This is a genomic window from Pediococcus ethanolidurans (assembly GCF_964062635.1).
Classification (GTDB): domain Bacteria; phylum Bacillota; class Bacilli; order Lactobacillales; family Lactobacillaceae; genus Pediococcus; species Pediococcus ethanolidurans.
Genome location: NZ_OZ061250.1, coordinates 1 through 20,260, shown reverse-complemented (window position 1 = coordinate 20,260; position 20,260 = coordinate 1). Strand labels below are relative to the sequence as shown.

General features: G+C 39.4%; 18 protein-coding genes and 2 pseudogenes. 10 read left to right on the top strand and 10 right to left on the bottom strand.

The annotated features are described in order from the left end of the window. Positions 1-59: 59 nt before the first annotated feature. On the bottom strand, positions 60-503 hold the full coding sequence (locus tag AB3219_RS00100) for a MerR family transcriptional regulator (RefSeq protein ID WP_216754439.1): 444 nt from the start codon (positions 501-503) through the stop codon (positions 60-62). A 108-nt stretch (positions 504-611) separates the two neighbouring features. On the opposite strand from AB3219_RS00100, the pseudogene AB3219_RS00095 reads away from it, so the two are divergent. Continuing rightward, positions 612-1,358 (top strand): annotated as a pseudogene (locus AB3219_RS00095) (SDR family oxidoreductase). 83 nt (positions 1,359-1,441) lie between these two features. Here AB3219_RS00095 and AB3219_RS00090 read toward each other — a convergent pair. The 4 genes from AB3219_RS00090 to AB3219_RS00075 form a co-directional block, all read right to left on the bottom strand. Then, on the bottom strand, positions 1,442-1,672 hold the full coding sequence (locus tag AB3219_RS00090; RefSeq protein ID WP_263749628.1) for a helix-turn-helix transcriptional regulator: 231 nt from the start codon (positions 1,670-1,672) through the stop codon (positions 1,442-1,444). Between the two features lie 12 nt (positions 1,673-1,684). Next, the gene (locus AB3219_RS00085; RefSeq protein WP_057748870.1) at positions 1,685-2,155 is read right to left on the bottom strand and encodes a DUF2975 domain-containing protein; all 471 of its coding nucleotides are present in this window, start codon (positions 2,153-2,155) and stop codon (positions 1,685-1,687) included. A 280-nt stretch (positions 2,156-2,435) separates the two neighbouring features. Beyond that, a complete protein-coding gene (locus AB3219_RS00080; RefSeq protein ID WP_216754435.1) occupies positions 2,436-2,864 on the bottom strand; it encodes an Rrf2 family transcriptional regulator in 429 nt (142 codons plus the stop codon). Between the two features lie 8 nt (positions 2,865-2,872). Further along, positions 2,873-3,730: an SDR family oxidoreductase gene (locus AB3219_RS00075; RefSeq protein WP_216754434.1), complete on the bottom strand. Its 858-nt coding sequence runs from the start codon at positions 3,728-3,730 to the stop codon at positions 2,873-2,875. Positions 3,731-3,951: 221 nt separating this feature from the next. On the opposite strand from AB3219_RS00075, the gene AB3219_RS00070 reads away from it, so the two are divergent. The 4 genes from AB3219_RS00070 to AB3219_RS00055 all read left to right on the top strand — a co-directional run bounded on the left by AB3219_RS00070 (position 3,952) and on the right by AB3219_RS00055 (position 9,188). After that, the gene (locus tag AB3219_RS00070; protein ID WP_216754433.1) at positions 3,952-4,977 is read left to right on the top strand and encodes a DUF4767 domain-containing protein; all 1,026 of its coding nucleotides are present in this window, start codon (positions 3,952-3,954) and stop codon (positions 4,975-4,977) included. Between the two features lie 161 nt (positions 4,978-5,138). After that, positions 5,139-6,320 (top strand): NADH-dependent flavin oxidoreductase, encoded by a 1,182-nt coding sequence (locus AB3219_RS00065; protein ID WP_263807480.1) that lies wholly within the window; start codon positions 5,139-5,141, stop codon positions 6,318-6,320. A 258-nt stretch (positions 6,321-6,578) separates the two neighbouring features. After that, a complete protein-coding gene (locus AB3219_RS00060) occupies positions 6,579-7,493 on the top strand; it encodes an AEC family transporter (RefSeq protein ID WP_216754432.1) in 915 nt (304 codons plus the stop codon). A gap of 291 nt (positions 7,494-7,784) precedes the next feature. Continuing rightward, entirely contained in the window at positions 7,785-9,188 is a 1,404-nt protein-coding gene (locus AB3219_RS00055) for an amino acid permease (protein ID WP_260365249.1), read from the top strand. An 81-nt stretch (positions 9,189-9,269) separates the two neighbouring features. Here the strand turns inward: AB3219_RS00055 and AB3219_RS00050 are convergent, their stop codons facing one another. Beyond that, positions 9,270-10,448: an IS256 family transposase gene (locus AB3219_RS00050; RefSeq protein ID WP_367369227.1), complete on the bottom strand. Its 1,179-nt coding sequence runs from the start codon at positions 10,446-10,448 to the stop codon at positions 9,270-9,272. 882 nt (positions 10,449-11,330) lie between these two features. On the opposite strand from AB3219_RS00050, the gene arsC reads away from it, so the two are divergent. Next, complete coding sequence (gene arsC, locus AB3219_RS00045) at positions 11,331-11,738, top strand: arsenate reductase (thioredoxin) (RefSeq protein ID WP_263773554.1); 408 nt, start codon at positions 11,331-11,333, stop codon at positions 11,736-11,738. Between the two features lie 246 nt (positions 11,739-11,984). Continuing rightward, a pseudogene (locus AB3219_RS00040) lies at positions 11,985-13,173 on the top strand (acetate/propionate family kinase). A 173-nt stretch (positions 13,174-13,346) separates the two neighbouring features. Here AB3219_RS00040 and AB3219_RS00035 read toward each other — a convergent pair. Continuing rightward, the gene (locus AB3219_RS00035) at positions 13,347-13,991 is read right to left on the bottom strand and encodes a DUF421 domain-containing protein (RefSeq protein WP_216753462.1); all 645 of its coding nucleotides are present in this window, start codon (positions 13,989-13,991) and stop codon (positions 13,347-13,349) included. A gap of 1 nt (position 13,992) precedes the next feature. After that, positions 13,993-14,430 carry a DUF3290 domain-containing protein gene (locus tag AB3219_RS00030; RefSeq protein WP_263749838.1) on the bottom strand — a complete coding sequence of 146 codons (438 nt, stop codon included), beginning with the start codon at positions 14,428-14,430 and terminating at the stop codon, positions 13,993-13,995. A gap of 186 nt (positions 14,431-14,616) precedes the next feature. On the opposite strand from AB3219_RS00030, the gene AB3219_RS00025 reads away from it, so the two are divergent. Continuing rightward, positions 14,617-17,154 carry a M1 family metallopeptidase gene (locus AB3219_RS00025; protein ID WP_216762932.1) on the top strand — a complete coding sequence of 846 codons (2,538 nt, stop codon included), beginning with the start codon at positions 14,617-14,619 and terminating at the stop codon, positions 17,152-17,154. A 326-nt stretch (positions 17,155-17,480) separates the two neighbouring features. Here AB3219_RS00025 and AB3219_RS00020 read toward each other — a convergent pair whose 3' ends face one another. Continuing rightward, positions 17,481-18,020: a TetR/AcrR family transcriptional regulator gene (locus AB3219_RS00020; protein ID WP_216762933.1), complete on the bottom strand. Its 540-nt coding sequence runs from the start codon at positions 18,018-18,020 to the stop codon at positions 17,481-17,483. Between the two features lie 120 nt (positions 18,021-18,140). Between AB3219_RS00020 and AB3219_RS00015 the strand changes: the two genes are divergently transcribed. Beyond that, positions 18,141-18,380: a hypothetical protein gene (locus AB3219_RS00015; RefSeq protein ID WP_236698951.1), complete on the top strand. Its 240-nt coding sequence runs from the start codon at positions 18,141-18,143 to the stop codon at positions 18,378-18,380. Between the two features lie 9 nt (positions 18,381-18,389). Next, positions 18,390-19,253 (top strand): alpha/beta hydrolase, encoded by an 864-nt coding sequence (locus tag AB3219_RS00010; protein ID WP_263749837.1) that lies wholly within the window; start codon positions 18,390-18,392, stop codon positions 19,251-19,253. Positions 19,254-19,439: 186 nt separating this feature from the next. On the opposite strand, the gene AB3219_RS00005 is transcribed toward AB3219_RS00010, so the two are convergent. Further along, on the bottom strand, positions 19,440-20,260 hold an 821-nt coding region (locus tag AB3219_RS00005; RefSeq protein ID WP_367369226.1), incomplete at its 5' end, for a cation:proton antiporter.

Sequence of the window (20,260 nt, the reverse complement as noted above, 5' to 3'; positions counted from 1 at the left end):
TTAAATTAGCCCGGTTTATCGTTAATTAAGCTGTTCTAAAAAATACAGTGATTATCATGTTAGCTTTTTACGTTTAGATTTTTGGACGTCTGCATAACTTTATCAGGAGACATTTCTCGCACATACTTCTCCGTACCGTCAGCAATAGCCTTTGTGTAGTAAGCTTGTTTAAAATTAATTTCGTCAAGAGTTTTGCCCAGTTGATGCATTTTTTTGTTCAGTTTGACCTGTAAGTCATCAAACATGGCTTTGCGTAGTTCAAGCGTTGAGTCACCAGTTAAACACCAGTGAATGAAGACCTTTATATCTTTAATCTGCATACCAGCTAATTTTAAACATTGAATTATTTTAATGGTTGCCATATTCTGTTCAGTAAAAGTACGGTTACCGGTCTGATCTTTATTCAAGTTTGGAATTAACCCTTGTTTATCGTAGTAACGAATTGTGGAAATGGACAAGCCAAATTGGTGAGCCACTTCACCAATTGAATATGATTTTGACATTAAATTAACCTCATTTTCTGGAATTTTTTTATTGACCTAAAGTTGAGTTTAGGGATTATTATTTAATAGAATAATTATTATTTAATAAAAAGTAAAGGAGTTTTTAACATGGCAATTAAAGATAAAGTTGTTATTATTACTGGAGCTTCAAGCGGCATTGGTGCAGCTACAGCTAAAAAACTGGCTCAAAAGGGAGCTAAATTAGTATTAGGAGCGCGACGTCAAGAAAAATTAGCGGCACTCACGAACGAAATAACCAAAAATGGTGGGCAGGCTGTTTATCAAGTTACCGATGTTACAAAAGCAGAAGACAACAAGAAATTGGTTGAATTAGGTTAAAAAGAATTTGGTAAAGTAGATGTAATCTTTTTGAATGCTGGTTTAATGCCTAATTCACCACTTTCTGATTTGAAAACGGATGAATGGAATCAAATGGTCGATGTTAATATTAAAGGAGTTTTAAACGGTATCGCAGCTGTATTGCCACTGTTTAAAGCACAAAAATCTGGGCACGTGATTACAACTTCTTCGGTTGCAGGTTTAAAAGCTTATCCAGGTGGTGCCGTTTATGGTGCAACGAAATGGGCAGTTCGCGATTTAATGGAAGTATTACGAATGGAATCTGCACAAGAGGGTTCTCATATTCGAACGGCTACAATTTATCCAGCAGCCATTCAATCTGAATTGTTGCGCACAATTACGGATAATGATACGGCCAAAGGAGCTGCTGACTTGTATCAAAAATATCAAATCAGTCCTGATCGGGTAGCTAATGTTGTAGCTTTTGCAATTGATCAGCCAGAGGATACAAATGTAAGTGAATTTACGATCGGTCCAACAGACCAACCTTGGTAATTGTTATTTAAAAGGTCATACTGCGAAATAGTCATTCGCAGTCTGACCTTTTTTGTCAATTTTTGAGTTGAAACTAAATTAATTTAATTGGTAGATCTAGGCTTGTCACGCTCTGCCTCATATTTCAAAATATCACCAGGCTGACAGTCTAGAACTTCACAAATTTTTTCTAAAGTAGAAAAACGAATGGCTCTAGCTTTGCCCGTCTTTAAAATGGAGATATTGGCCATCGTAATGCCGACAGCTTGCGATAGTTGTGTGACGGTCACCTTTTTTTGTGCCATGACCACGTCTAAGTCAATTTTTATTGCCATGTTATCTGCCTCCTAAACGGTCAAGTCATGATCTTTTTGCAGATGAAAGGCACTGACAAAGAGATCCTCGATGATTTGAGAAAGGACGTAGATAGCAAAGGGGGCACAAACGACGGCTGCACCTAGTAAAACGACTCCCGGTGCGTCATCAGCATCAGCTGCGGTGACAAAAAAAGGCATCGCAAAGAGAAAACAAAGACTGATACAACCAATGTCGCGGCGAATTTTTTTGACCAGGTTGATGGACGCTAACGAAAAAGCCTTATGATTGGCAATCAGGGCAAGCATGCGATGTAGGAAGTACATGATTTGGGTACCAAAAATAACGGTTCCTAACATGGTAATACCTAGGAGACTAATTACAATAGGATGCTCAAGTTGACGGGAGGTCGAAACCTGAATTACATACAAAAATCCCATTAACCAAATCACACCAGTAATAAATAATAAAGCTAAATCTAAGATTGTGCGACGAAATTTCATAGAAATCACCTCAGTAGATTGATAGATTGAGTATAGCATTTAGCATATCGATAAGCAATATATAATTATCAAAAAACAATAAAATCAAATTTCATGTGGGGGAGACAAAATTCTAATAAAATTGCTATAATGACAGGAGTTGGATCGCTTAATAAATAGGGGCTTTTATGAATTACGAATTGAAGGATGACAGTCCGCATCGTTAAATAAAACGCGCTAAATTTTCGTTATAAAATTTAGGTACAAAAAATGAGAGTTGGAAAAATTCCAATTCTCATTTTTATTTTGCGTTTTGTCGTGTCAAAATATCGTTCGTGATATCTTGAATGGTAATTTCATTCATACGGTGAAAAGCACTTTCTTCGATATCTGTATAGTATTTGTTTAAAGTGTCTTGAATGTTGCCTCCCACAATACACTGCGGATTTGTTTTGGGATCAATGTGCAACAAATTATGATCCATGTGGATGGCTTGGTAAACTTGCAAAAGCGTAATTTGGTTGGGGGCAAAGCTTAAGGTAGGTGCCGCAGTTCCTGCTTGCGTGCGAATTAACCCTGCCTTACGCAAATCAGACATTAGGTTGCGAACCACACTGGCATTTGCCTCGATACTTGACGCAATGGCCTTGCTAGAGAGATCTGCATCTTTATAGATAATAAGATAAGCCAAGATATGGATTGCATCGCTTAGTTTGTGGGAGTACTTCATAGTTACACCTAGTTTCGATTGAGAATTTCGTTGATCGCATCTGGTAAGCTAGTCAATTCATGTCCAAGCACTTTTTCTAAGTCATTTGAGTTTTCATTCAAGGAGCCATCATTGATTGGTTCTTGAAATGAAGTGAAGAGGGCCGCCATATCGCCATTTAGTCCAGATTTTTCTAATCCCGTTTGATATTCTTTGGCTGTCACTTGTTTCACTTCAAAATCATTACCTGTGGCTTGTTTTAATGCTGCGCCCAAATCTGTATAGGAACGTGCCTTACCCGCGAATTCATAAACTTCCTTAGGATCGCTTAATGTTAACACTTTGGCAGCGGCAGTGGCAAATTCACGTTCCAACGCCCAGCCAGCTTTTCCGTTAGCCCAGTAAGTAGTGAGTTGATTTGCCGCACCAGTTTTTAAGAAGCCAATTTCGTTTTCAAGGTACCAATTGTTACGCAGAAAGGCATGTTTGATACCAGTGTTTGTAATTGCCTCTTCAGTTAATCTGTGGTCATTAGCTAAACCACTGGTCGACTGTTGCGCATTAGGAAAGCTGGTATAGGCAACAAATTTAACCTTGTTTGCAGTCATTGCTTTGACCACATTTCTATGTTGCTCTTCACGTGTGACTTCCTCGCCAGGTTGTGAAGAAATGAAGAGGAGACGATCGACATTTTGCAAAGCAGCTTGCATGGAAGCTTCGTCTGCATAGTCTCCTTGGCGGATTTCAACGTCTTGTGGGAATAGAGCCTTCGCTTTTTCCGTGTTCCGGACAATAGCAATGACGTGATTGTCAGTTGCGAGTTTTAAAAGTTCCCGGACAGCAGTTTGTCCAAAGTTACCTGTAGCAGCAGTGATAGCATAATTCATAAATAAAAACTTCCTTTCAATTGACCTGTTGTTTTATTGTTAACATGTTCAGTATATCACGTGTTGTTTTAAAGTCAACAGGAAACTAAAATTTTTAAGGCAAATGATTCAGTTAACCGCTCTCACAGATGTTATACTGGCGTTGTAGAGGACCAAAATTCGACTGTTTAAAAAGTCACTTGAGGGGGGAATGGCCTGTATTTTCAAAGGTCATTGAAAAAATGAAAAAAATTGGTTGGCGTTTATTAATAGTTATTTTGTTGTTGAGTGGTTGTTCGGCAAATCAGGCTAATCGGCCACATCATCGGCGTTCATCAGAAGCAACTTCATCAAGCGTTAAGAAGGCATCTACCGCTCAGGCAACTTCAAAAGAATCCACCAGTGTGAGTGATGACACAAGTAAAGCGAATGCGACAGTTTGGAATCAAACCAAAACACGCCAGCTGGCTAGATTCATGGCTAATTGGCAATCCCAGATGAAGCAAAGTTATCAGGGGACTTACAATGACGAAAAGCCAGATCATTTAGGGAATGTATTTCCCAAGGCACTCAAAGATGGTGGTTTGAATGGCCACGTAAAGTGGGGCGAACAGACCGTCAATTTAACCTGGTCTACAAATGGGGAGAATGGAAATGCCTTTCAAGTGGTGGCTGTTGCCACTGGCGGTGGAAAACAACGCAAGTCCTTTCCCACGACGTACTTCTTTTGCTTACATAACCAACAACCAGTCGTGTTTATGACGCAAACCACGAATGGCAATGATTTAGACATTCAGGATACACAGAACAGTGCGTTACAGGCAGGATTCGCCAAAATTGTCACTGGGGTTAAGCCACAGGTCTTGACGAACGCGGCACTAAATGCAGATCTCACAAGTGCGGTTAAAGCTTCACCACAACGCTGGCCGAGTGCCTATCAGGGGACGTGGTACGCCTATGATGGCTATGAGAAAAAAATCACTAGTTTTTCGACCGATACCATCAGTGATTTTAAGTTAACACGGGTTAAAACTAAAAAGAGAACGTGGCTTAATGTTCGCGGTGGACATCAAAGTGCCGGTGCAGGGACTTTTGAATACGTCCGTTACCACTATTATGATGGCCGTCAAATTCCGGTTATGATGCGGGCAAGTGGTGCTGGAGCCTGGTTTGATGAGAATGCCTACCAAAGTGAGTCGATCGCAAAACAAATGAAAGATTTTGAGTTTGGTGATGAAAGTAAAAAACGTGACGAAGAGGATATTTAAGTAAATTATTTTTCATACAAAAAGGCAGCATAATCGCATTTTAAGACGGTGATGCTGTCTTTTTTTGAAGAAGCGTGGAGTTAAAACATTAGACTTTGTGAAGTAATGAACTAAAATAAATATGTACATTATCAAAACTTTGCTAAAGGAGAGATTTTTTTATGTCTGCTAAGTACAAATTTTTGGAACCATATACGTTTAAAAATGGTGTGAAGGTCAAGAATCGAATCGCTATTCCACCAATGACAGAAGCTTCTGCCTTTGAAGAAGGATCTGTTACGCGTGATGAGATTCGGTATTTCCGAATCCATGGCGGTGGTGCAGGGCTCTTTATTTCACCTGTTGCGAACGTTTCTGAAGACGGCAAAGGTTTTGAAGGCGAACTTTCCGTTACCGACGATCGATTTTTGCCAGGGTTAACTAAGATGGCATCAGCTATGAAGGAAAATGGGGCCAAAGCTATTTTGCAGATTTTCCATGCTGGTCGGATGTCCAATTCACATGTGTTACGTGGAACCCAGCCAGTTAGTGCTAGTGCAGTGGCTGCGTTACGTCCTAATGCAGAAGTTCCTCGGGAATTAACGAATGATGAAATTGAACAAATTATTGTGGATTTTGGTGAAGCAACAAGACGTGCGATTCAAGCTGGATTTGATGGTATTGAATTACACGGAGCTAACACGTATTTGTTACAGCAATTCTTCTCTCCACATTCTAATCGTCGCACCGACAAGTGGGGCGGTAGTGTTGAAAAACGCATGACGTTTGCCTTAGAAGTTATCAAACGGGTGCACGAAACTGTGGAAAAGTATGCGAATCGCCCATTTATTGTCGGGTATCGTATTTCGCCCGAGGAAATTGAAGAACCAGGTATTCGCATGGCAGATACCTTACAATTTATTGATGTTTTGGCAGAACAACCAATTGATTATTTGCATGTTTCTATGGGTTACGTATGGCGGACCTCGCTTAACGATAAATCTGATAAGGAGCCGTTAATCAAGAAAATTCAGAAACAAGTTAACGGTCGGTTACCATTAATTTCGGTTGGCTCTGTGGAAACACCTGCTGATGCTGAAAAAGTGGTCGACGCTGGCATTGACTTTGTTGCTATTGGCCGTGAAAGCTTGCGGGAACCACAATGGGTTCAAAAAGTTGAAACAAATGATGAAGATAGTATTCGTTATACAATATCAACGCGTGATTTGGATGAATTAGGAATTACACCATCTATGTGGAACTTTTTAACGATCCGTTTGAAGTCTGCTATGCATATTTCAAATCAACCAGATTATGATAAGGATCAATTTGACAAAAAATTGGCACCACATGAAGGCGCCTAAAATTTTGAATGAAGCATAATGAAAACGTGGAAAAAGGTGTTTTGACTTTGCACATAGCCTTTTTTCTCGATTTTGATTGTTAAAGTTCGGCGATAGAAAGGGACTAGAAGTTTTTCTAGTCCCTTTTTTATGTTAAATTTGGTCAATTGTGAGCAGTAACCTTCAGACAGGATGCCTAACCAGTAGTGATTTCCCAACTTAGACTTGTCAGAGGACTTTAAGACGATTAAAGTTATTGATGGATACAGGAGGCGTCTTATGACTTCAATTGGGACAATTTTTTCACAAACTGCAATTATGTTTTTGCTTATGATGGTTGGCTACATTTGTTATCGGGTCAAAATTTTAGATCGGCGAGGTAGCAAACAGATTTCGGATCTGGTGATTTATGTGGCGAATCCAGCCTTATTGGTGAATTCATTTGCTGGGCATTTTCCAACCAGTCAACTACATTATGCGGGCTACACTTTAGTCTTATTAGGAGTTATTTACATAGTTACCATTCTGGGTGCCTATTTTATGTTTCCCCATCATCAGGAACTCAATCAATTTGCCATGGTATTTGCAAATGTCGGCTTTATTGGGATTCCACTGGCCAAACAAGTGCTGGGTAATGCGAGTGTTTTTTATATGAGTTTGTTTGTCGGGGTAACCAATTTTATTATTTGGACTTATGGCCTATATTTAATTTCTCAAGACAAACAAAATATCGCCATGAAAAAATTAATTGTAAATCCAGCGATTATCGCGTTATTTTTAGGCCTTTTTCTGGCTTTAACCCATATCCAGCTGTCCCATATTATAGGAACGACCATTTCTGATTTAAGCAATATGAATTTACCATTAGTGATGGTAGCGCTGGGATGCTATTTGGCTGAGGGTGATGTAAAACGGGCCTTACGATCTATCGATTTATACAAAGCAACATTATCGCGGTTGGTCATCGCGCCATTATTAACGCTTCTCATTTTAATGTTTGTGCCCAATCAGTTATTAGTGCTAAAGATGACTTTACTGTTAGGGCAAGCCACGCCGGTGGGGGTGCTAATGGCGGTTTTTTCTAAAACCTATGGCAAAGATTACTTGTATAGCACTGCCGTGGTGGGCATCTCAACGTTATTTTCGTTAGTTACAATTCCCTGTATGATTTGGGTGGCGCAACTGGTGTGGTGAAAATAATGGCTGACGAATATTACTAATTTTTCTTTTTAAATACAAGGATCTCATGTGGCATTAAAAGCTAATTGATTTTTCGGTTAGGATTTTGCATTTTTAGGAGAGCCAAGAGATGCTTGACGGCATGCTGTAATTCGTCAAAGCCTAATTCGACATTTGTCCACTGATAGCCTACTAAATGTGTGTTCACTACATATTTGATGAGACCATGTCTGTTTCAAATGAGGAATAAAAAGTTTAAGGAAGGCACGAATCACAAAAAAGCAATTAATTTGGGGAGATAAATAAATGAAACGTAAACGAAACCATGCGCCAGCACTGCAACGCTCAATGACAGCCGGTCAGATGGAAATGATTTCCTTAGGTGGCGCTATTGGGGTTGGCCTATTTATGGGGTCGGCTTCTACAATAAAATGGACTGGGCCGTCCGTTTTATTAGCTTATATGTTTGTTGGCCTAATTCTTTATATTGTCATGCGAGCACTTGGTGAAATGATCTATATTAATCCCGGTACGGGTTCTTTTGCAGATTATGCAACGGAATATGTCCATCCTATCGCAGGTTATCTAGCAAAATGGGCTAATGTTTTTGAATACATTGTGGTCGGCATGTCCGAAGTGGTTGCGGCAACTGAATATCTTAAATATTGGTGGCCAAAGATTAATCCTTTCGTTGCCGGAATTCTTATTATTTTGTTTCTAGTGCTTGCCAATCTTGCTAGTGCTAAGGCATACGGATCGCTAGAGTTTTGGTTTGCAATGATCAAAGTGATCACGATTATTATGATGATTGTTTTAGGTTTCATGGTTATCTTTTTTGGTCTTGGAAATGGTGGGCATCCAACTGGTTTCAGCAATCTTTGGCGTCATGGTGGCTTTTTTACTGGTGGCTTCAAAGGATTCTTTTTCTCCATGTCGATTATTGTCGGTTCCTATCAAGGCATCGAACTTCTTGGAATTTCAGCCGGGGAGGTTGCCAATCCTCAAGAAGCAATTATTAAATCCGTAAAATCGGTACTTTGGCGTATTTTGATTTTTTATGTGGGTGCGATTTTTGTGATTGTGACAATTTATCCGTGGAACGAACTTAGTGCGGTAGGATCGCCTTTTGTTTCAACCTTTGCAAAAGTCGGCATTACCTCAGCTGCAGCGGTCATCAATTTTGTTGTCTTAACAGCTGCTTTATCGGGAGCTAATTCTGGTATTTATTCATCAAGTCGCATGCTTTTTAAGTTAGCTCATGAAGGAGAAGCGCCCAGGCTGTTTGGTCGGTTATCTAAACGAGTCGTTCCCAATGTGGCCATTCTTGGCATTTCTGGCGGAATCTTGATCGGATTTATTATTGATACAGTCGCTTCGATTTTTAGCAAATCAACATCTAACTTATTTGTGGTTGTTTTTAGTTCATCAGTTTTACCTGGAATGGTGCCTTGGTTTGTCATTCTGTTAGCTGAACTGCGTTTTCGAGAAAATAGTGCGAACTTGATGGGGACACATCCATTCAAATTACCATTTTTTCCTTATTCCAATTACTTTGCGATTGTGATGTTAGCTGTTATTGTGATTTTTATGTTTATCAATCCGGACACACGAATTTCCGTCATTGTGGGAGCCGTAGTTTTAATACTTGCCACATTGGTTTACCTGATTCGGCATTGGCACAGGGGTTATAAACTTGATAAAAATAGGTAATCTAATTGGATCAAATGAATACGATGGGAGTGTCAAGAAGTTTGTGTAAATGAAAATCCCTTCTCCTGGCAAAATAAAGTATTAATCGAAAAGTGATTCTAACGTGTCTTTGACTTGACCAAATCCGCGATGGCTACGATTGAAGTACTTTTCGTTATAGCTTATGACTTGAACTCCAATGAAATTGTCTAAAGATTTTTCGTTTGGAAATTGTTCCTTTGGTTTGGTCTTGCGTTTGATTCTTTTGTTCAGTGATTCTAAGATATTGGTTGAATAAATTGTTGGTCGAATGGCCGGGGGAAAACTCAGGAAAGCTAATAGTTCATTTTCAATGGATTTAAGTTGCTGGATCAGATTGGAATACGATTTCCCCCATGCACCATAAAAATCATTTAAGATCTTGTGTGCTGCAGTTACATCGGTCGCTGAATGCAACTCTTTAAAGTCATTTAAGATCGCCTCACGATCTTTTAAACGCACATGCGAACCAATATTGCGCATAACATGTACTAGGCATCTTTGAAATTTAGCTTTCGGGAAAGCGTGCAATAATGCTGGCTGCAGACCAACCATTCCATCTGCAATGATCAACTGGACTTGTTCTAATCCACGTTTTTTAAGATCTTCTGCCATTTCTGACCAAACTCCTGCATTTTCACTTGGAGCGATTCGATAATCAAGAACTTCTTTGATGCCGACAGATGTAATACCTAAAGCAATATAGACCGCTTCTCTTTGAACTGAATCGCGGCGCAAAGGTAAGTAAGTTGCATCTAAGAAAAGACAAACATAGTTTGCCTTAATAGTTCGTTGATGAAAAGCTTCAATCTGTTTTGTTACCTGAGCAGTGATATTAGAAACAGTAGTAGGTGAATAATAAGAGCCATACATTTTTTTAATCAAATCTGCAATTTCACGGGTCGTAACGCCCTTGGAATAAAGCTGAATGATTGTTGTTTCTAAAGCGTCCTGACGACGAGAATAGGCAGGAAGCAGGTGGTTATGAAAATGGCCTTTACGGTCACGCGGCACAGCAATTTTCAACTTACCATATTCAGAGTCAATTAAACGATAATACTGGCCATTACGAGAATTGCCAGTATTAAAGCCACTGCGGTCATAAGGATCATAACCAAGTAAGGCAGTTAGTTCAGCTTGCAAGATGTGATTAATAGCCGTTTCGAGTTGTTGACGAAAAAGTTCTTTAACATCGCCATTTGACAATAGAGTTTTGGTTAGATTTTTGGTAAACTGATCCATGGGGAATCCCTCCGTTTTGGTTTGATTTGGATGATTTAATCATACGGGGAAGGGATTCCCTTTTCAACAGGACTTTTATTCATTTACACAAACTATTTTATACTCTCGTAATCATAGTATAGTGAGAATTTTATTGAAACTCATTAACATAAGTTAAGTAGAGGTAAAAGTATGCATAATAATTTTTCGGAATCTTTATTGTGGCTTAAAGATAGTCAAATCGATTTTTCAAAAATGCTGACGCGTAAATCTGTTAAATCGAAAACGACCTTGTTATATGAAGGCGATGTATCTAATAACATCTATTTTATTAAAAAGGGTGTGTTAAGGCTTTGACATAATAAAGATGGGGAAGATGTTACATTTCAATTTTTTGTTGAAAATCAGCCAGTCGCCTCTTTTGAGAGTTTTGCACAAGAAACGCCTAGTAACTTCTCAATTGAAAGTTTGGAGGATTCAGAATTACTTATTCTTAATAGAAAGAATTTCAAAGTCTTACAAAAAGAAGAACCGCAATTTAGTACACTAGCGTATCAAATTCTTGACAAACGGTTTATTGAATATACGCGTTATTTTTTGTCACGGATAGAGGATGATCCAGCAACACGATATAAGAAATTCAAAACTGATAGGCCGGATTTAAATCAACGGATTCCCGATTATTATATTGCATCATATTTGGGTATCTCTCCGGTTTCACTAAGTCGAATTCGGCACCGGATATAATTTTTACGTTTGAAGCATCAGTAATTTTGTGGCAAAATTTGAATAAATTCATGTAACTAAATACTTGATAGTTAGATGCAGATATGCAAAATTTACATTTAATCGTTACAATTGATCGCCCTAAAGATTTCCAAAATGAATTAGGAGTGTTTAATAATGAAACAAATTTATTTCTTGTGTACAGGAAATTCCTGTCGAAGCCAAATGGCAGAGGGATTTGCGAAGAAGATTCTTGGTGATCAGTGGCGAGTAGCCAGTGCTGGCATTGAGACCCATGGCTTAAATCCACGAGCGGTTAAAGTTATGGCGGAAAAGCAGATCGATATTTCGAAAAACAAATCGAAATTAATTGATCCACAGTATTTAAAGACGAGCGATTTAGTGGTGACGCTTTGTGGCGATGCTCGAGATCGGTGCCCGGTTACACCGCCGACGGTTCAAAAATTGCACTGGCCGTTACCAGATCCTGCCCAAGCGCAGGGAACCGAGACTGAAGTGATGCAGGTCTTTAGAAATGTTCGGGATGAAATTGAACGGCGGATTGAACAGATAAAAAAGGAATAGTTCGATAGCGGAAAAGTTATCGAAGTTAACGGTGGTGTTTATGAAAACACCGTAATTGAAAAAAAGACCGGTTATCAGTTGCGACGATATTGGATTGATTTAGCCGACTGAGAAAGCAGCAGACATTTTTAAAGTGTTATCGGTTACATGAAATGAGCTAACTTCGTGCGTATTTATCAAAAAAAGCCTACCATACTAAGTAAATGTACTTAATATGGTAGAAATTTGAATGACGAAGGTGATAATATGGCTAAAATTTTATCCGTGAATTTGGGGAGTTCGACACTAAAGTGGCGCTTGTTTGAGATGCCTGAAGAACAACAGGTCGCGTCAGGATTAGTGGATTTTTTTGACAATACAAAAGCAGAAATTACCGTTAAATTTGGAGATCAAAAAAGGACCCGTTCCTACGATGAAACGCTGAGTCTTAAAGATGCGATTCTGCTTTTAATGGATGAGTTGAAGCGATTAAAGTTAGTTGCCCATCTGCATGACATCGTTGGGGTCGGCCATCGAGTGGTTGCGGGTGGTGAACTGTTTAAGCAATCTGTTGTGATAACGGACAAGGTCTTAACACAAATTGATGACTTGCGTGAATACGGCCCCATTACACAATCATCTTGAAGCTAAAGGGATTAAACGCTTTATGCAACTAATGCCATGGGCAACACATGTGGCGGTCTTTGATTCCGCATTTCATCAGACGATGCCAGCAGAAAATTATTTGTATGGGGTTCCTTATGAATACTACCAAAAATATGGGGCACGTAAATACGGAGCGCACGGAACAAGCGTCCGCTACGTTTCAAGACGCACGGCCCAGATCCTTGGCAAACCATTATCAGAGTTGCGGTTAATCGTGATGCACCTTGGCGCTGGTTGCAGTATTACCGCTGTGGATAAGGGAAAATCCGTGGATACTTCGATGGGGTTTACACCATTAGATGGATTAGTGATGAATACACGCAGTGGTCAAGTTGATGTGTCACTAGTGGCCTATTTAGTACGAAAACTGAATCTAAAAAGCATAGATGACATGATCGACAGATTAAATGATCGGTCAGGATTATTGGGGATTTCTGGTCTTTCAGAAGATCAACGTGAACTAAAGAAGCTTGCGCCAACTCATCCCAGAGCCCAATTAGCATTAAATATCTTTGCAAATCGGGTAGTTAAATTTGTCGGTAGCTACATGGCACTAATGAATGGCGTGGATGCGCTCGTTTTCACGGGTGGTGTTGGTGAGAATAGCTTTGAAATGCGCGCTCAAGTTATGGCATCTTTTGGGTATGTGGGGGCACACATTGATCCTGAAAAAAATAAGATTGTTGGTAAAGAGGTTGATATGAGTACTGCGGATGCCACCGTCAAAACATTGGTAGTGCCCACTAACGAAGAATTAATGATTGCACGTGATGTTTATGGCCTTTTGTAGGTTGACAATCAGAAAAAAGAACCCACTGAATTTTGAGATGCGGTCTGAAAATGACGTTTAGCTCGACTGAGTTTATTTTAAAATTATGAATTAACAAGAATAAAACACGCTTGAATTTCGGCAGGAAAGTTAACCTGCAAATTCAAGCGTGTTTTTTGTATAAAGAGGTCGTGTCATGACTGGTCGTGATCAGGATAGGGGGTCACACTTAAGGTGCCGTCCCGATAAACAGCGTAGTATACATCTGCTAGCTGATAATGTTGTTTTTTTAAATTATCCAGTACCCATGATTCATCCTTATTGATTAATTCTAGAATGGTGCTGTCGATTACGGTATCCACAATTAACGGATACTTTACCGCATCATCACCCTGCATAGTAACGGTAATTTGACCATTTTGTTCCAAAACGGCTCGTTTAACTTCACTAATATCGGTAACGCCAGCCGAACGCAGTTTCAAGGACAACTCGCTGGCACTCAAGCCGAAACGCGTGGCGACACCGACTAAGATTTGGCCGTTTTGTACGATCGTGTAGGGTTCACCTGTAACGAAGCGACGTAAGAATCGGTTGTGATTGCTGATAAATTTGACGATTAATACAATTAAAGTCCAGATCAGTAAAATTAAGAAGAATTGAAGCAACGTAATGTCTGTGTTGTAGATCATACCACCGATAATGCCACCTAGGACGTAATTTTGAATTTGATCCACGGCGCTAGTTGGCGCCAAATTGCCCTTACCAAGAAGATTAATCTGAACAATGACGCAAACCAAACCCAGCGCAAATTTTAAGCCGATATCTAGATATGAAAACATATTACTTTACCTCCTGATCACCAATAAGCTGGGTACGTTGTAAATAATAGCTTGAAAAGTCGCTATCAAAATTGACTTGATAGTAGTGGTGATTCATTTTTAAGATCATTTTATCGGTTAACACCGTTTTATTTGTCTTGAGTTTCTTTAAAGAAACGTCTTTCTTGCGACTCACGGTCTGTAAGAAACGGATGATTTGAGCATTTTGGTTCAAACTCGTTTGGTAGCGTTGATAATTACTAAACTGGATGCCACCAACTAGGCAGGCGCTTAATACAAATATGATGAGCAAGTCGCGATATTTACCGTCGTTTCGGTGACGTAAAAATAGGATTAGCATGAGCACTGCAATGAGTGAAAGGACAACCAAAATGCTGTAACGCCAAAGCAACAGACGGTTATTTTGAGCCAACAATTGTGAATAAGAATAAAATGTCATCGTAAACCTCTTTTCAAAAATTAACGCGATTTTAGTACACCACAAGGCATTTTTTTGAAAGTCAGTCAGCAGGCGCCTCATTTGGGGAAGCTGGGTGGTTAGCAAAAGCTGTCCCTGCAAATTATGAAGCGTTTTTCGTATAAATGTCGTATAATGAGATTATTCTAAAGAAATAAGGAGAACATCATGGCAGAATTAACACGTTTTTACGAAAATTTCCAACCGGCACATTACGATGTCTATTTAGATATTGACCGGAAAAACAAACTCATTTCTGGAAAAACAACCATTGTGGGGGATGCGTTAACCGCCAACTTTTCGCTTCACCAAAAGTACTTAAAAGTTAGTGCGGTTCAAGCCGAAGGAGTCGACGTCCCATTTACAGTGGACGATGAGGCAGATGCCCTTCATATTGAATTACCAGAAGCTGATGAAGTCACTTTAGCCATTACTTATACGGCACCGTTGACAGATTCAATGATGGGAATCTATCCTTCCTACTATGAAGTTAATGGTGAAAAAAAGCAGATTATCGGTACTCAATTTGAAACTAATTTTGCCCGCCAGGCTTTCCCCTGTGTGGACGAGCCGGAAGCTAAGGCTACTTTTGACTTAGCAATCAAGTACGATGAACATGAAGGCGAAACGACCATTAGTAACATGCCTGAAAAGAAAGTTGAAAATGGCGTTCACTACTTTGAAAGTACAGTACGGATGTCTACTTACTTAGTGGCTTTTGCCTTTGGTGAGCTACAAAGTAAGCTGACAACGACGAATAGTGGTGTCAAAATTGGTGTTTTTGGGACAAAAGCGCATAAAGCCAATGAATTAGATTTTGCGTTGGATATTGCCAAACGTTCCATTGAATTTTATGAAGACTTTTACCATACGCCATATCCACTTCCACATTCTTGGCAATTGGCACTCCCTGACTTTTCAGCGGGGGCCATGGAAAACTGGGGACTGGTAACTTATCGAGAAGCTTACTTGCTCCTTGATCCCGACAATACAGCCTTAGACACAAAACAATTGGTGGCAACTGTGATTGCCCACGAATTGGCACATCAATGGTTCGGTGATTTGGTCACGATGAAGTGGTGGGACGATCTTTGGTTAAATGAAAGTTTTGCCAATATGATGGAGTACGTGGCAGTTGATGCGCTTGAACCTGATTGGCACATTTGGGAAATGTTCCAGACAGAAGAGGCGGCTTCAGCACTGCAACGAGACGCTACAGATGGCGTTCAATCTGTACACGTTCAAGTTAATAATCCGGCTGAAATTGATGCTTTGTTCGATGGGGCGATTGTATACGCCAAAGGGGCTCGGATGTTAGTCATGGTTCGTGCCTTATTGGGTGATGATGCTTTGCGTGCCGGCTTGAAGAATTACTTTGCTTCTCATAAATATACCAACGCAACCGGTGCAGATCTCTGGGCAGCCTTAGGAGACGCCTCTGATTTAGATGTTGGTGCCATCATGAATTCTTGGTTGGAGCAGCCTGGTTATCCAGTTGTTAACGCTAAAATTGAAGATGGTCATCTGAAGTTAAGCCAACAACAATTCTTTATTGGTGAAGGTCAAGAAGTCGGCCGTCAATGGCAGATTCCGCTAAGTGCTAACTACGAAGTTGCACCACAAATCATGGCTGACAAAGCTCTTGATCTTGGTGACTATCGCCAGTTACGTGATGCAAATGGCGTTCCATTCCGCTTGAATGTTGGGAATAACTCACACTTTATTGTGAAATATGACGAAACCTTATTGAATGATATTTTTGCACATTTAACAGATTTAGATGCGATTTCACAATTACAGTTATTACAAGATTTACGTTTATTAGCTGAAGGACGTCAGATTTCATATGCTGAAGTCGTTCCACTATTAGTGAAATTTGCGGATAGTAAGTCTAATGTCGTAAATGCGGCACTTTATCAAGTGGCCAATAACCTTCGTAAGTTTGTCGAACCTGACTCAGCTGAGGAAAAAGCTTTGCAGGCATTCTTTGATCACTTAAGTCACAACCAAGTGGCACGTTTGGGGTGGACATCCAAAGCAGGAGAATCAAATGATGACCAGTTAACACGACCATATGTCTTGAATGCGTCGTTGTATGCTAAAAATGAGACTGCCATCAAGTCTGCCCATGATCTGTTTGTAGCTAACAAGGATCACTTGGAAACACTGTCGGCAGACACCCGTGTCTTTATTTTACGGAATGAAGTCAAAAATTATGGCAGCGCGGACTTATTTGACCAACTTTTGGCAGCACATCGTCAATCTTCAGATGCGAGTTATAAGGCCGACATTTGCGCTGCTTTGACGAGCACACCAGATCCCGACTTGGTTCAAAAATTAGTTGCGAAGTTTGAAGATGCTGAGACCATTAAGCCACAAGATCTGCGGGCTTGGTTCCGCGGCTTGTTAGCCAATGACAAGGGTCAACAGGCAGCGTGGGATTGGATCCGTAATGACTGGCAATGGTTAGAAGATACTGTTGGTGGTGATATGGAATTTACAACCTATATCACAGTTACGGCAGGTATTTTCCACACGCCACAACGGCTTGCAGAATTCAAAGCTTTCTTTGAACCTAAATTAAACACACCAGGTTTGACCCGTGAAATTAAAATGGACACTAAAGTGATTGAGAGTCGTGTCGACTTGATTGAAGCTGAAAAAGATGCTGTTCATGAAGCGGTGGCTAATTCTTTAAATAAGTAAGTTAGATTTAAAACTAAATAGCGTAAAAGGTCCGCCATAACGAAAATGTGAATCACTCACAGTTCTCGTTATGACGGACCTTTTTAATTAGCTATTGTGTGTTATTTCCAAGGATTCCAGATAAAAGTACCGAGAATTTTTTTAGGAAAATATAGTTAATTTTAAGATTAAATGTAAATTCTTAAAGCTTTAGAAACGTGTTAATAGAGAAAAGCAGCGTATCAGGTTATACTTTGAGGCAATCATTGATCTTAATGAAGGAGGGATCCTAATGTTTGATTGGAAAGTATGGAACCTGCAGCGTATAGTCGGAAAGTTAGATATTTTCATTCGGTTAATTCCAACTTCTCCTGCCAAACAGAAAGTTGTTGAAGATCTTGGGAGCATAATTCATTATTCACTAACATTTTAAAAATGGTTGTCACGTTAACAGCATAAAGCTTTATGAGAGTTCGGCTTTTGGTACTCTTTTTTGATAACTCGGTGATGATTACTTTTTGAAATTTTTCTTCTAAACCAAGTGTAGGGTCATTGCGAATGGCTAACAAAACGCGCAACTGAGGCTGAGATGGGAGTATAAATTGGTTAATTAGTTGCTGGGAAATATATTCAAAATGGGTTGTTTGGCTGGATTCTAATCGTCTAGTTAAAAATTTTTGGAATTGAGATACGTAATGATCGGTAATTTCTTCTAGCAGGTCATTCTTTTGGGTATAGTGTGCATAAAAAGTTGAACGGCTGCAAAGCGCTTCCCGGCAAATTTGGTCAATTGTTACTAAAGAGTAGCTTTGCCCCTGTATTAGTAAGCTAAATAAAGCTTGTTGAATATTTCTTTTTGTTTTGAGAACACGAAGATCAGTTGACATGGGAATCCTCCTAATCGGACGAAATCGAACAAAGTGTTCGATAACCAACACTATGTCGTTCTTTGACCTTCACTTTAATCTTTATGATTGCTAAGATCAAGTTTGAAAGGTGATGATAGTATGAAAACGATAACTGGCAATCGTCAATTAGATTTTCAAATTGCTAGGTTTACAATGCCGTTTGCAAATGATCAAGAAGTGATCAATGATCTTAGAGACATGAAATTACATATAAACAATCTTGATGATTGGTACAATTGGTGGTCTGTTCATGCTCGAGATTATGAAAAAAAACAGAAATTTGCTATTGCTGCAAATTATTATAAAGCTGCTATGTTTTATTTAGGTGATGATTCATGAAAGAATATATTGTATGAAAGTTTTATTCGGTGCTTTTACAAATCTTATCATGATTTTCCCTTCACACGTGGGTGGGTTCCGTATGAAAATTCCTACTTACCAACTCTGTATTTAAAAAATAAGAACGCCAAAAAAACATTGTTAGTAATAGGTGGTTTTGATGGCTACTTGGAAGAAGTGGCTGGATTTTTTAAGTATTTGAAAGGTACCAATTATAATATTCTCATCTTTGATGGACCAGGCCAAGGGAACACATCCATGCATGGTCTGCATTTTATTCCGAATTTTGAAAGACCAGTTTCAGCAGTTTTAGATTACTATGGTCTGAAATCAGTTGTAGCGATTGGCCTATCGTGGGGTGGTTTGCTGGTCTTGCGAGCTGCAGCGTTTGAAAAACGAATTAAAAAAATAATTTGTATGGATATATTTTATACACCGATGGATACTTTGGCGATGAATTTAGGCCGTGTGAAGTATGGCATGCTACGCCTTTTACTTTGGGTTCGAGCACAAAAAATCGTGAATTTATTATTTACTGAAATTATGAAGAATAATATCGATATGACGTGGAAGATCAATAATGGATACTTGTTGACAGGAGAGAATTCTCCATTTCATTTAATCCAAAATTTACAACGACATAATGCTAAAAAATTCTTACCGCTGATTAACCAAAACTGCTTATTATTAGCAGGAAAGGAAGATCAATATGTGCCATATAAGCGCCTTCGGCAAATACAAAGGGAATTAATTAATTCTAGTTACGTGCAATTTAAATTATTTACCAAGGAAACTGGTGGGGAACAGCACTGTCAGGTGGGACAAATGAATTTGGCTTTTGATGAAATTAGACAATTTTTAAATGAAAATTGATCGCGTTTTAAAAGAACAAAAACAAAAGTGATGATCTTAACAAAATTTAGGGCTGGAATGCCATAACTGTTTTGCTTGAAAATAAGATTATTTAATATAAATAAAATAAACCACAAATAAATATGAAGTGCCTCGTGAACCGGTCTGTTGCACTTCATATTTTTTGAGATCTAATTTTATATATTCTTATTTTAAACGATACGCATGTTTCAACAGCAAGGGTGCCAGTAAGGTTGTCAATACGATGGCAGTGATAATGGCGGAGTAGTAAGTTGAAGAAATGAGGTGTGCGCTGTACCCAATTTGTGCAATGATCAACGCCATTTCGCCACGCGATACCATTCCGGACCCGACAATATAGGAATCTTTTAAGCTGAATTGCGAAAGCTTGGCACCCAATCCAGCACCTAATAACTTTGTGAAAGTGGCAAGAACTGTCAGTAAAACGATAAAAATAAAGTTTTTCATGAACCCTGCAAACGATAGCGATAGACCAATGCTAACGAAGAAAACGGGAATGAAAAAAGCATAACCGATTGGTTCAATGTTGGCTTCTACTTCATGTTTGACGGTGGTTTGTGAGATCGCAATTCCCGCAAAAAAGGCACCCACTACTGCACTTAAGCCAATGGCATCGGCTAGTAGTGCCATACTCAAACATAAAATAACAGCGATGAGGGTAGGGCCACCGACGACAAACAACCGTTTGCCAACGCTAGTGAGAATTGGAGCTATAAATTTAACCACAAAGTAAATGCCGACAAAAAAGAAGAGTTGATACATGAATGTAAGCCATAAATTTCCAGTGGTAGAGGGCGATGTCCCCATTAAACTCACCATAACGCTGAGAATAACAACGGCTAGGACATCATCCACAACGGCAGCTCCCAAAATTGTGGCCCCGGCCTTACCATGCAGGCCGCCTAATTCCTTTAAAACGGCAACCGAAATGGACACGGAGGTAGCAGCAAAGATCACCCCAATAAAGATACTTTCTGCTTGTGGAA

What these genes read in the sequence shown, in the direction of transcription:
- AB3219_RS00100 (WP_216754439.1), bottom strand. Translation starts at nt 503, where the DNA reads ATGTCAAAATCATATTCAATTGGTGAAGTGGCTCACCAATTTGGCTTG.
- AB3219_RS00090 (WP_263749628.1), bottom strand. Translation starts at nt 1,672, where the DNA reads ATGGCAATAAAAATTGACTTAGACGTGGTCATGGCACAAAAAAAGGTG.
- AB3219_RS00085 (WP_057748870.1), bottom strand. Translation starts at nt 2,155, where the DNA reads ATGAAATTTCGTCGCACAATCTTAGATTTAGCTTTATTATTTATTACT.
- AB3219_RS00080 (WP_216754435.1), bottom strand. Translation starts at nt 2,864, where the DNA reads ATGAAGTACTCCCACAAACTAAGCGATGCAATCCATATCTTGGCTTAT.
- AB3219_RS00075 (WP_216754434.1), bottom strand. Translation starts at nt 3,730, where the DNA reads ATGAATTATGCTATCACTGCTGCTACAGGTAACTTTGGACAAACTGCT.
- AB3219_RS00070 (WP_216754433.1), top strand. Translation starts at nt 3,952, where the DNA reads ATGAAAAAAATTGGTTGGCGTTTATTAATAGTTATTTTGTTGTTGAGT.
- AB3219_RS00065 (WP_263807480.1), top strand. Translation starts at nt 5,139, where the DNA reads ATGTCTGCTAAGTACAAATTTTTGGAACCATATACGTTTAAAAATGGT.
- AB3219_RS00060 (WP_216754432.1), top strand. Translation starts at nt 6,579, where the DNA reads ATGACTTCAATTGGGACAATTTTTTCACAAACTGCAATTATGTTTTTG.
- AB3219_RS00055 (WP_260365249.1), top strand. Translation starts at nt 7,785, where the DNA reads ATGAAACGTAAACGAAACCATGCGCCAGCACTGCAACGCTCAATGACA.
- AB3219_RS00050 (WP_367369227.1), bottom strand. Translation starts at nt 10,448, where the DNA reads ATGGATCAGTTTACCAAAAATCTAACCAAAACTCTATTGTCAAATGGC.
- arsC (WP_263773554.1), top strand. Translation starts at nt 11,331, where the DNA reads ATGAAACAAATTTATTTCTTGTGTACAGGAAATTCCTGTCGAAGCCAA.
- AB3219_RS00035 (WP_216753462.1), bottom strand. Translation starts at nt 13,991, where the DNA reads ATGTTTTCATATCTAGATATCGGCTTAAAATTTGCGCTGGGTTTGGTT.
- AB3219_RS00030 (WP_263749838.1), bottom strand. Translation starts at nt 14,430, where the DNA reads ATGACATTTTATTCTTATTCACAATTGTTGGCTCAAAATAACCGTCTG.
- AB3219_RS00025 (WP_216762932.1), top strand. Translation starts at nt 14,617, where the DNA reads ATGGCAGAATTAACACGTTTTTACGAAAATTTCCAACCGGCACATTAC.
- AB3219_RS00020 (WP_216762933.1), bottom strand. Translation starts at nt 18,020, where the DNA reads ATGTCAACTGATCTTCGTGTTCTCAAAACAAAAAGAAATATTCAACAA.
- AB3219_RS00015 (WP_236698951.1), top strand. Translation starts at nt 18,141, where the DNA reads ATGAAAACGATAACTGGCAATCGTCAATTAGATTTTCAAATTGCTAGG.